Source organism: Streptomyces hirsutus (genome assembly GCF_001418415.1).
In the GTDB taxonomy this organism is placed as follows: Bacteria; Actinomycetota; Actinomycetes; order Streptomycetales; family Streptomycetaceae; genus Streptomyces; species Streptomyces hirsutus.
Genome location: NZ_LIQT01000586.1, coordinates 1 through 11406, shown reverse-complemented (window position 1 = coordinate 11406; position 11406 = coordinate 1). Strand labels below are relative to the sequence as shown.

Genomic DNA, 11406 nt, shown 5'->3' with positions numbered 1-11406 from the left:
GGGAGGGGGAGGCCGTGTCCTGCGGCACCAGGGGCGGGATCACCTGGGTACCGGGGGCGGCGGTCATGTTCAGGTACACGTTGAGGTAGTCGCCCTTCACTCCCCGCAGCACCTCGTCGGTGAACGGGTACGTCAGCAGCACCTGGAGCGAGTCGGGCAGGTCCGTGCCCGCGTCCGCGAGCGCCTTCAGGGTCGGCGCGATGGCCTTGAGGTCGGCGATCATGTCGTCCTTGCTCGCGTCGATGGTGGAGACGGCGACGCCGGAGAGGGTGTCGAGGGAGCGCAGCATGGTCAGCAGGGAGCCGCGTTGCTTCTCGAGCGTCTTCAGTCCGGGCGAGAGGTCGGTGAGGACGGTGCCGACGTCGTCCTTGCGGGTGGCGAGGGTCGCGGAGAGCCGGTTGGCGGCGTCGAGGGCGTCGGTGATGTCGCCCCGGTTGTCGTCGAGGTCGGTCACCAGGGTGTTGACCCGCTTCAGTACGGAGCGGACCTCGGGTTCACGGCCGCCGAGCGCCGCGTTGAGCTCCCGGGTGATGGTCTTGAGCTGGTTGACGCCGCCGCCGTTGAGGAGCAGGGACAGCGCGCCGAACACCTCCTCGACCTCGGTGTCGCGACTGGTGCGGGAGACCGGGATGACCCCTCCGTCCTCCAGCCTTCCGGTTCCGGTGCCGGTGCCGGCCGTGCTGCCGGACTCCCGGGCGGGCGCGGCGAGTTGGACGTACTTCTCGCCCAGCAGGCTGGACTGTTCGAGCCGGGCGGTGGCGTCGGCGGGCAGCCGCACATCGCCGTTGATCCTCATGGTGACGCGGGCCGACCAGTCGTCGTGGCCGAGCTCGATGGCGGTGACCCGGCCGACGGCGACGTCGTTGACCTTCACCGCGGACTGCGGGACCAGGCTGAGTACGTCGTGGAGTTCCGCGGTGACGGTGTAGGGGTGGTCGCCGAGGTCGGCGCCGCCGGGCAGCGGCAGGTCCTCGATGCCGTCGAAGCTCGGGAGGCCGGTGGTGGCCGCGCCGAGGGCCAGGGCGAAGCCGAGACCGAGGGCGATCAGCCCGCCCAGGGTGAGGCCGACCGCGCCGCCCGTGGTGAGCACGCCGCGCTTGATCCCGTCGGCTCCCGCGCCGGCGCGCCGTGCGCCGTGCTTCCTCGTTCCCTTCATCACTCCTCCTTTCCGGAGGCCGCGGACCCGCCGTCGTTCCCGGCCCCGCTGCCGCCCGTCGCCCCGCTGCCGCTCGTGGACGAGCCGCCCGCCGCGGGCAGGGGCAGCAGCGGTCCGCCCATGCTGATCTCGTTGAGGTCGGCGCGGCCGTCGAGGGTGCGGGTGTCGGGGTTGTAGGCGCGCACGAGGTTGCCCGCGGCCAGCGGTGCCACGTCCAGCGCCTCGGCGAGGGAGGCCCGCTGCTCGACGAGGGTCCGGGTGAGGGGGACGAGCCGGTCGACGTTCTTCTTCAGCTCGCCCCGGTTGTCCTCGATGAAGGTCTTGACCTGGCCGAGGGCGGTGCCGAGTTCCTCGAGCGCGCCGGTGAGGTCGCCCTTGTTGTCGGCGAAGAAGGTGACGACCTCGTCCAGGCGTTCCTGCGCGGTCCGTACGTCGGTGTCCTTGTCCTTCAGCATGGTGGTGAAGGTCTGGAGCCGGCTGAGCGTGCGGAACAGGTCGCCGCTGCTGCCGTCGAGGGTCTTGGCCGCCTTGCCGAACTCCTCGATGCTCGTGCCGATGGTCTCGCCGTTGCCGTCGAGGTTGGCGGCGCCGGTCGTCAGCAGGTCGGACAGCGCGCCGGTGGAGTTGGCGCCGTCCGGGCCGAGGGCCTCGGAGAGTTCGGTGACCGATGCGTAGAGCTGGTCGATCTCGACGGGTGTGCGGTTGCGGGAGGCGGGCAGTACGGCGCCTTCGGCGAGGGCGGGCCCCGAGCTGTGGGCGGGGGTCAGCTGCACGTAGCGGTCGGCGACGACGCTCGGTGCGACGACGACGGCCCTCGCCCCCTCGGGAACCTTCACGCCCTCGTCCAGGAGGAGGCCGACGCGCACCGTGGTGCCCTGCGGCCGCACCGACTCCACCTCGCCGGCCCGCACGCCGAGGATGCGCAGGTCGGACCCGGCGTAGATGCCGACGGCGCGGTCGAAGTAGGCGGTGATGCGGGTGCCTTCGGAGTCGAGGACCCGGACGGCGGTCAGGCCTCCGGCGGCGAGCACCGCGAGGGCGAGCACGCCGGTGAGGACTTTTCTGCGTCTGCTCATCGTTCACCGTTCCCCTGGGCCGCCGTCTGTTTCGGCGGCAGGCATCCGGTCTCGGGCAAGGACGTCTCGGGCAGGTAGGCGCGGGGGACGACACCGCACAGGTAGCTGTCGAACCAGCGGCCGTTGCCCAGGGTGTTGCCGACGAGGCGGTAGTACGGTCCGGCCAGGGCGAGGGTCTTGCCGAGCTGGGCGCTGTTCTTCTCCAGGACGCCGGTGACCCGGCCGAGGGCCTTGAGGGTGGGACCGAGCTGCTTCTCGTTGTCGTCGACGAGGCCGCTGAGTTCGGTGCCGAGCTTTCTGCTTCCCTTGAGGAGGGCGCGGATGGCGTCGCGGCGGTCCTGGAGTTCGCCGAGCAGGGTGCCGCCGTCCTCCAGCAGGGTCTCGAAGCCGGACTGCTTGTTCTGCAGGGTCTTGGTGAACGTGGCACTGCCCTTGAGGAGTTCGGAGAGTTCCGCGTCCCGCTTGGAGACGGACTTCGACAGCGCGGACAGACCTCCGGCGGCCTTCCTCACGTGGGGCGGGGAGTCCTTGAAGGTGTCGGAGAGGGTCTCGAAGCTCTCCGCGAGTTTCTGCGTGTCGATGGCGTCGACGGTGCCGCTGAGATCCTGGAACGCCTGCGTCACGTCGTAGGGGGAGGTGGTGCGGGACAGCGGGATGCGGCTGCCGGGGTCCTGCCGGGCGGAGCCGAGCGGGTCGAGTGCCAGGTACTTGTCGCCGAGGAGGGTCTTGATGGCGATGGCGGCGGTCGTCCGGTCGCCGAGCCAGGCGTCCTCGACCTCGAAGGTGACCTTCACCTTGGCGCCGTCGAGCCCGACGCCGGTGACCCGGCCGGCCTTGACGCCGGCGATGCGCACCTCGTCGCCCTCGTCGAGGCCGGCCGCCTCGGAGAAGTCGGCGCTGTAGGAGGTGCCGCCGCCGAGCGGCAGCCGGTCCACGTGGTAGGCGAGGGCGGCGAGCAGGGCGAGGACGAGCAGCCCGACGACGGCCACGGCGACGGGGTCGCGTTCCTTGACCGGTCTGATGCGCGGGCGCCGGGGCCCGGCCACCGCCCGCTCGGCCTTCTCCGCCCTCTCCGCCCTCTCCGCCCTCTCCGCCCTCTCCGCCCTCTCCGCCCTCTCAGCCTTCTCCGCCTTCTCGGTCCTCTCGGTCCTGCCTGCCCCGTCGCTCCCGCCGCGTCGTATGAAGGGCCTCATCCCCGGCACCTCGATTCGGTGATCGCGATGCCGGTCGGCGGCTTCGAGCCGTCGGAGGTGCTCACTCCGCTCACGCGGGCCTCGCAGAGGTAGAGGTTGAGCCACGACCCGTAGGAGGAGAGGCGGGCCAGGGCGGTCATCTTGGCGGGGGTCCGGTCGAGGAAGTCCTCGATCTGCGGGGTGTGTTCGCCCAGGCCCGTCGAGAGCCGGCCCAGTTCGCGGATGTCCTGCTTGAGGGGCGCGCGTCCGTCCTCGAGGAGGTCGGCGGTGACGGTGGTGAGGTCGCCCATGGCCTCGACCGCCTCGCCGAGGGGTTTGCGGTCCTCGTTGAAGCCGGTGACGAGGTCCTGCAGGGTGTCGACGAGGTCGTCGAAGCCGGCCTCGCGGTCGTTGAGGGTCTTCAGGACGGTGCCGAGGTTGTCGACGACCTGGCCGATCACCTTGTCCTTGGCGGCGACGGTGGTGCTGAGCGAGCCGATGTGGCGGATCAGGCTGTCGACGGTGGCACCCTCGCCCTGGAGCACCTGCACGATCGATCCGGCGAGTTCGTTGACGTCCTTCGGGGACAGTCCTTCGAACAGCGGCTTGAACCCGTTGAAGAGGAGGGTCAGGTCGAGGGCGGGCGCGGTGCGGTCGAGCGGGATGGTGGCGCCCTGGTCGAGGGTGCCGGTGAGGTCGCCGCTGCCGCGGTCGAGGGCGACGTAGCGCTGGCCGACCATGTTGAGGTACTTCACGGCGGCGGTGGTCGACCGGGGCAGCCGGCGGTCGTCGCGGACGGTGAAGGTGACCTGCGCGGTGCGTCGCTGCACGACGCGCACGTCGGTCACCTCGCCGACCTTCACCCCGGAGATCCGCACGCTGTCGCCGTCGACGAGCCCGGTGACGTCGGTGAACAGGGCCTTGTAGCTGTGGGTGTCGGAGCCCACGCCGGTGTTGGCGACGCTGAGACCGAGCACGGTCGTGGCGATGCCGGTGACCAGGACGAAGACGAGGGACTTGAGCAGCGTCCCGGTCAGCGGGCGGCGTCGGGTGTGCGCGTCATCCTGGGGAGTCATCCGAGGGTCACCTCCGTGCCGCGGTAGACGGGCCCGACGAGCAGGCTGCTCCAGTCGGGCAGGTCCGCGGGGCTCTGGCCGACGGCGGGCGCGAGCAGCTCGTTGACGAGGGCGTTCTCCTGCGGGGAGTTGGCGGGGCCGAGGTCCTCGTCCGTCCCCGCGGAAGCCCGTGCGGCGGGTTCGGCGGACCCGCCGAGGTAGGGCACCGGGTGGCAGCGGGGGCCGCCGCCGGAGTCGTAGGCCGGGGTGTCGCGGCCGGGGACGTAGGCGCCGCGCGAGGGGACGGTGGTGACGTCGACGTGGATGCCGGGCCGGTCGGTGCCCTTGCCGAGCACCTTGTCCATGGCGGGCACGAACTCGGCGAGGGTGCGCAGGGTGCAGGGGAAGGAGGGGGCGTACTCGGCGAGCAGTTCCAGGGTGGGCCTGCCGGTGGCGCTGAGCCGGATGACGGTGTCCTCGTTCTTGCGCAGGAAGGCCGTCATGTCCTCGGCCGTCCGGGTAGTGGCGCCGAGGGTGTCGGCGAGGTCGGCCTCCTGTGCGGCGAGGGTGCCGCTGGTGGTGGTGAAGTCGGTGAGCGCCGTGATGATGTCGGGTGCGGCGTCCGCGTAGACATGGCCGACCTTCACGAGCTGTTTGAGGTCCCGGTTGAGCGTGGGCAGGTGGGGGTTGAACTCCCGCAGGTGGTCGTCGAGCACGCCGAGCGTGTCGCCGAGCCGGTCGCCGCGTCCCTCCAGGGCCTGCGAGACGGCCGACAGGGTCGCGGAGAGCTTCTGCGGCTGGACCGCGGTGAGCATCGGCAGGACGTTGTCGAGGACCTGCTGGAGTTCGACGGCGTTCTCGGAGCGGTCCTGGGGGATGACGGCTCCGGCGGCCAGCGGCCGGGGCGAGGGGTTCCGGGACGGTACGAGGGCCACGAACCGTTCGCCGAACAGGGTGGTCGGCAGCATCTGGGCGCGGACGTCGTCCGGTACCCGGTCCAGGGTGCCGGGCTTCATGGCGAGGGTGAGCCGGGCGCCGTCGCCGTGGGCGTCGATGGAGCGGACCTCGCCGACGACGACCCCGCGCAGTTTGACCTCGGCGCCCGGGTGCATCTCGTTGCCGACGCTGCCGGTCTCGACGACCACCGGGTCGGAATCGGTGAACCGCTTGTCGTAGACGGCGACGGCCAGCCAGATCAGCAGGGCGGGCACCAGCAGGAACGCCACCCCGGCGCACCGGCGGCCCAGTGTGACGCCTCGTCGTCCGCTCATGTCACCCCGCCACCTTCACGGTCGTGGTCGCGCCCCACAGGGCGAGCGACAGGAAGAAGTCGGTGACGCTGATCAGCACGATGGCGTTGCGCACGGACCGGCCGACGGCGACGCCGACCCCGGCGGGGCCGCCCGTGGCGCGGTAGCCGTAGTAGCAGTGGGCCAGGATCACCATCACGCTGAAGATCAGCACTTTCAGCACGGAGAGCAGGACGTCCGTGGGCGAGAGGAAGAGGTTGAAGTAGTGGTCGTAGGTGCCCCGGGACTGGCCGTTGAACAGGACGGTCACGTAGCGGGACGCCACGTAGGAGGAGAGCAGCCCGATCGCGTAGAGCGGGACGATGGCGACGACGCCGGCGATGATGCGGGTGGTGACCAGGTAGGGCTTGGAGCGGATGCCCATGCCCTCGAGGGCGTCGATCTCCTCGTTGATGCGCATGGCGCCGAGCTGGGCGGTGAAGCCGGCGCCGACGGTCGCGGAGAGGGCGAGTCCGGCGACGAGCGGGGCGATCTCGCGGGTGTTGAAGTAGGCGGAGACGAATCCGGTGAACGCGGCCGTGCCGATCTGGTCGAGGGCCGCGTAGCCCTGGAGTCCGACGACGGTTCCGGTGAAGAGCGTCATCGCGATCATCACGCCGACGGTGCCGCCGACGACGCCGAGGCCCCCGGTGCCGAAGGCCACCTCGGCGAGGAGGCGCTGCACCTCCCTGAGGTAGCGGTGCAGGGTCCGCGGGATCCACAGCAGGGCCCGTGCGTAGAAGAGCAGTTGGTCGCCGGTGCGGTCGAGCAGGGCGAGCGGGGAGGCCATCGCGCTCAGCCTCCCTTCGGCGGGACGATCTGGAGGTAGACGGCCGTCATCACCATGTTGACGAAGAAGAGCAGCAGGAAGGTGATGACGACGGACTGGTTGACGGCGTCGCCGACGCCCTTGGGGCCGCCGCGCGGGTTGAGGCCCCGGTAGGCGGCGACGATGCCCGCGATGAACCCGAAGACCAGCGCCTTGAGTTCGCTGACGTACAGGTCGGACAGCTGGGCGAGGGCGGAGAAGCTGGACAGGTAGGCGCCGGGGGTGCCGCCCTGCAGGACGACGTTGAAGAAGAAGCCGCCGAGGGTGCCGACGACGGAGACCAGGCCGTTGAGCAGGACCGCCACGCCCATGGTGGCCAGCACCCGGGGCACGACCAGGCGTTGCACGGGCGAGACGCCCATGACCTCCATGGCGTCGAGTTCCTCGCGGATCCTGCGGGAGCCGAGGTCGGCGCAGATGGCGGAGCCGCCGGCGCCGGCGATGAGCAGGGCGACGATGAGGGGGCTCGCCTGCTGGACGACGGCCAGGACGCTGGCGCCTCCGGTGAACGACTGGGCTCCCAGCTGCTGGGTCAGGGAGCCGACCTGGAGGGCGATGACGGCGCCGAAGGGGATCGAGACGAGTGCGGCGGGCAGGATGGTGACGCCCGCGATGAACCAGAACTGCTCGACGAACTCGCGGAACTGGAAGGGTCTTCGGAAGAAGGCGCGGCTCACTTCGGCGGCGAGCGCGAAGAGCCGGCCGGTCTGCCGCAGCGCACCGGTGATCATGCGCCGCTCCCGGTGGCGGGCATCGGCAGCGTGGGAGCCTGGGCGCTGTGCGCGTAGGTCTCCCGGATGGCGGAGCGCGCGGCGGGCGGCAACCGGTCGAGCATGCCCATGACTCGTTCGCGCCGTCGGGCGACGGCCCGGCGCGGCGGGAGGCCGGGCGACGGCTCCAGCTGCGGCACGATCCTCCGGGGCCGGGCGTCGTCGGCGACGGCCGTGCCCGCCTCGGCGGCGAGGGTGGCCGCGTCCTTCTCCTCGGACATCCCGATGGGGCCCTCGCGCCGGCCGCCGAGGAACTGGGCCACGACCGGCTCCTCGCTGGTGAGCAGCACCTCGCGCGGGCCGAAGGTGACCAGCTCGCGCCGGAAGAGCATCCCCATGTTGTCGGGCACGGTGGCGGCGATGTCGAGGTTGTGGGTGACGATCAGCATCGTCGCGTCGATCTGCGCGTTCAGGTCGATCAGCAGCTGGGAGAGGTAGGCGGTGCGGACCGGGTCGAGCCCGGAGTCCGGTTCGTCGCAGAGGACGATCTGCGGGTCCAGCACGAGCGCGCGGGCCAGGCCGGCCCGCTTGCGCATGCCGCCGCTGATCTCTCCCGGAAGCTTGCCCTCCGCGCCCAGCAGTCCGACGATCTCGATCCGCTCCATGACGATGCGGCGGATCTCGGACTCCTTCTTGCGGGTGTGCTCGCGCAGCGGGAAGGCGATGTTGTCGAAGAGGGACATCGACCCGAAGAGGGCGCCGTCCTGAAACATGAGACCGAAAAGTTTCCGGGTCTCGTAGATATCCCTTTCGGGACTGTTCACCATGTCCACCCCATTGATGAGGACACGGCCCTGCTCGGGTTTGAGCAGCCCTATGAGCGACTTCAGGAAAACGGTCTTCCCGGTGCCGGACGGTCCCAGCATCACGCTCACCTCTCCGGCAGGAAGGGTGAGTGTCACGTCCCGCCAGATGCTCTGCCTACCGAAGGACTTGGTCAGGCCCTCGACCACCACTTCGATTCCCATGTCACCTCCAGCGGACGCAGGTCGGATGTGCACCGCGGGGCGCACGTTAGGTCGGCGCGGAGCGCAATGACAACGGGCGCGGTGCCGGATTCCCGTCCCCTTTCCGGAACTTGTCACCGCGCAGACAACCGGCCGGCCGCACTTGTCTCCGGGGAGACAGGGGCAGGGTCTCGCGGCTCCGGGGGTGCGGATCCGCGAGACCCTGCCTACGGACGTCCGGGCCCGGCGGGAGGGTGAGGCCGGAAAGCATCCGTCGTGGCTCCGGCCGACGGGGGCCGCCGACCTGGAACCGAGCACCGCATCGGCACGTTACGGTCCAGTAACCTCGGCGGGCAATACCGGGATCCGAGTTTTTCGGGATACCCGCTTCAGCCAACCGGAACCTGTCAGGGCGCAGATAAAAAACGTCCCGGAAATTGTCACCGGATGAGCAGGGCGGCTCGACGGCGAGCGGCGAACGGCGAGACCCCGAACCACCGGACACGATGTCGACATTGACATTCGATGACTAAGACGACCTGCGGACCACTCACCCAGGAAACAGATGGTTCGACTTTTGAAAGAATCATGAACGGCGGCATTGTTCGGCTAAGTTTCCCGCAAGTAACGTCATTTCTCGCGGACAGGGAACACCGAGCCGCGGGCCGCACGGCCTTCCCTCGACCGACCGGCCACGGCCCACCTCTGCCGGCCAATCCACAAGGAGTCCTGACGTCATGAAGAAGAACACGAGAAGGTTCGCAGTCGTGGCGGGTGCGGCCGCGGCCGCCTTCGGCCTCACCGTCGCGCCCGCCTCGGCGGTGCCCTCCACGGTGTGGACCGTCACCCCGGCGGGCAGCTACACGGCGACGAACAGCGGCAACATCGTGCTGACCGCCACCATCCCGATGACGTGCACCACCTCGGGCGCGTCGGGCACCGTGGCGAGCGCCACGGGCAACCCGGCGACGGTCGCCGCCATCAACGCCATCAACTTCGGCACCGCCGCCTCGCCGTGCACCAGTGTCCTGGGCAACGTCACCACCGTGGCGGTCACCCCCTGGACCGTCGTCGCACAGGACTACACCGCCGCGACCGGCGTCACCAAGGGCTACGTCGGCAATGTCACGGCCAACGTGACCGCCGGCGCCTGCAAGTTCACGGTGACGGGCAAGGCCTCGGCCACCTACACCAACTCCACCGGCATCCTGGCCGTCAACAGCGTCTCCGGTGACCTGGCCGTCAGCTCCAGCCCCGCCCCCGTCAACTGCGGCTCGGTGGTCACGACCACCACCAAGCCCACCTTCAAGGGCAACTACGCCATCAAGGCGTCGAACGGCTCCATTCCGAAGATCGTCGGCTCCAACCCGTAAGGCGCCCTTCGCTCGTGAACGCCCGGCCGGCCGTCCCGGCCGGGCGTTCACGGGCCGTCCGTACCGGATTCCGCCGGAGTCGGCTTCCGAACCACTCGAGTGGAGCTGTATGAGAGGCCACCGTGCCGCCGCGTCGCGGCCGCCCCGCATCCGCGCCAGGAGCGCGGCGATCGCCGCGTTCGTCGTGCTCGCCGCCATGGTCCCGGCCGTGGCCTCCGCCGCGGGAACCCAGGAGGTCGACGCCGAACTCCCCTACGTCTGCACGCTCCCGTCCGGACGGCAGCCCGCCGAGGTACGGGTCTCGGCGGCCTTCCCGGACCGGGTGAAGGCGGGCGAGGCGATCTCGCCCACCGACGTCACCACCACCGTGGAACTGCCGGCGGAGGCGGTCGCGGACCTCACCGCGCTCAAGGCCGCCACCGCGCAGGCCGCCACCCGCCTCACCGTCGGCGTCGCCCAGAACGAGTCCGCCGCCGAGGCGACCTGGCGCGGCACCGCGGAGCCGGTCGCCCTCCCCGGATCCGGACCGTTGACGCTGACCGCGACGGGTGACGTCCCGTCGGTGACCGGGCGGAGCGACGGTGATCTGACGTTCTCCGCCGGGAATCTCGCCGTCGACCTGGCGCTCGGCACCGCGGACGGGGCCGCCACCGACCCCGGTTCGCTGACCGTCGACTGCTCCCCCGCCGAAGACGCTCCGGAGAAGGGGCTGCTGGCCACCGTTCAGGTCGGTACGGACACGGCTGAGCCGAGCGGCTCGCCGTCCTCGTCCGACTCCTCCCCCGGGGCACCGGCCCCCTCCTCCGGGACACCGGACGAACCGGAGGACCGACAGGGGGACCGCGCGCCGAAGGTGGCGGAGAACCCGCCCGGCGCCGCCGCGGACCGCGACGCGCCGCCGTGCCTCTACGACGACGAGCACCCGGCCACGCCGTCGTCACTGAACGCCTACGTCACGGGCTACACCAACGTGAAGAAGCTGAACGCCGCCTCACTCCTGCCGCCGTCCTGCATGCTGATCGAGCAGGGGAACCCCGTGGACGGCCCTCCCGACCCCGACTACCTCATCTTCGACACCGTCTCGCAGGGCGACTTCCATGACGAGGGACGCAAGCGGACGCCTCCCTTCGAGAGCACCTTCCTGGCTTTCGGCTTCACTCCCGTGACGGCCACCATGGTGCTGGAGCAGACGGGCCCCGTCACCATCCACTCGCGCATCAAGATGCGCTGGTCCGACTTCAGAACGATCACGGACACCTACGTCCGGGCTCCCCTGACCCTCCGGGTGACCGACCTCGAGGTCAACGGAACCCCTCTGGACGTCGGCCCCGGCTGCAGGACCGAGAAGTCCCTCACCTCCCTCGAGCCGGATCCCGCGAACCACCCCGGTGACCACCTGGTGCTGTACGGCAGGGGCGAGCAGGACCTCGGCATGCCGGCCACCGGCTACCTGCTCCTCTCCGGCGGTGTCCTGTCCGGTGAGGCGACCGTCCCGGCCTTCACCGGCTGCGGCGCCGGCGGCGAGAACCTCGACCGCCTCCTCACCGCCTCCGTCTCCGGCCCCGGCAACCAGATCAAGCAGGTCCAGGGCCAGACCTGCAGCATCGCCAACCCGGTGTTCGGGGACGAGTTCAACGCCCCCCAGTGCACCAGCGACCTGCAACCGCACGTGATCCCCGTCCCCGAACGCTGAGCCGCTCCCCCTCCCGTCACCCTCCCTCCTCCACGGAAGGCCCCAC

General features: G+C 70.6%; 10 protein-coding genes. 2 read left to right on the top strand and 8 right to left on the bottom strand.

Going from position 1 to position 11406, the window contains the following annotated elements; genetic code table 11:
* From AOK11_RS35055 to AOK11_RS35015, 8 genes are all read right to left on the bottom strand, one after another.
* Positions 1–1156 (bottom strand): MCE family protein (locus AOK11_RS35055; RefSeq protein WP_240497611.1); only part of this gene is annotated, 1156 nt, incomplete at its 3' end.
* Positions 1156–2232: an MCE family protein gene (locus tag AOK11_RS35050; protein ID WP_055597692.1), complete on the bottom strand. Its 1077-nt coding sequence runs from the start codon at positions 2230–2232 to the stop codon at positions 1156–1158. The genes AOK11_RS35050 and AOK11_RS35055, both read right to left, overlap by 1 nt.
* Entirely contained in the window at positions 2229–3425 is a 1197-nt protein-coding gene (locus AOK11_RS35045) for an MCE family protein (RefSeq protein WP_079035277.1), read from the bottom strand. Before AOK11_RS35045 ends, AOK11_RS35050 begins: the two co-directional genes overlap by 4 nt.
* Positions 3422–4480 (bottom strand): MCE family protein, encoded by a 1059-nt coding sequence (locus AOK11_RS35035; protein WP_055597689.1) that lies wholly within the window; start codon positions 4478–4480, stop codon positions 3422–3424. The genes AOK11_RS35045 and AOK11_RS35035 overlap by 4 nt, the downstream gene beginning before the upstream one ends.
* Positions 4477–5730 carry an MCE family protein gene (locus AOK11_RS35030; protein WP_055597688.1) on the bottom strand — a complete coding sequence of 418 codons (1254 nt, stop codon included), beginning with the start codon at positions 5728–5730 and terminating at the stop codon, positions 4477–4479. The genes AOK11_RS35035 and AOK11_RS35030 overlap by 4 nt, the downstream gene beginning before the upstream one ends.
* A 1-nt stretch (position 5731) precedes the next feature.
* Positions 5732–6538 carry an MlaE family ABC transporter permease gene (locus AOK11_RS35025; protein WP_055597687.1) on the bottom strand — a complete coding sequence of 269 codons (807 nt, stop codon included), beginning with the start codon at positions 6536–6538 and terminating at the stop codon, positions 5732–5734.
* Between the two features lie 5 nt (positions 6539–6543).
* Complete coding sequence (locus AOK11_RS35020) at positions 6544–7308, bottom strand: MlaE family ABC transporter permease (protein WP_055597686.1); 765 nt, start codon at positions 7306–7308, stop codon at positions 6544–6546.
* A complete protein-coding gene (locus AOK11_RS35015; RefSeq protein ID WP_055597685.1) occupies positions 7305–8315 on the bottom strand; it encodes an ABC transporter ATP-binding protein in 1011 nt (336 codons plus the stop codon). The genes AOK11_RS35020 and AOK11_RS35015 overlap by 4 nt, the downstream gene beginning before the upstream one ends.
* Before the next feature lie 716 nt (positions 8316–9031).
* Here AOK11_RS35015 and AOK11_RS35010 point away from each other — a divergent pair.
* Both AOK11_RS35010 and AOK11_RS35005 read left to right on the top strand, forming a co-directional pair.
* Entirely contained in the window at positions 9032–9667 is a 636-nt protein-coding gene (locus AOK11_RS35010) for a hypothetical protein (protein ID WP_055597684.1), read from the top strand.
* 109 nt (positions 9668–9776) lie between these two features.
* Complete coding sequence (locus tag AOK11_RS35005) at positions 9777–11360, top strand: DUF6801 domain-containing protein (protein ID WP_055597683.1); 1584 nt, start codon at positions 9777–9779, stop codon at positions 11358–11360.
* Positions 11361–11406 lie beyond the last annotated feature (46 nt).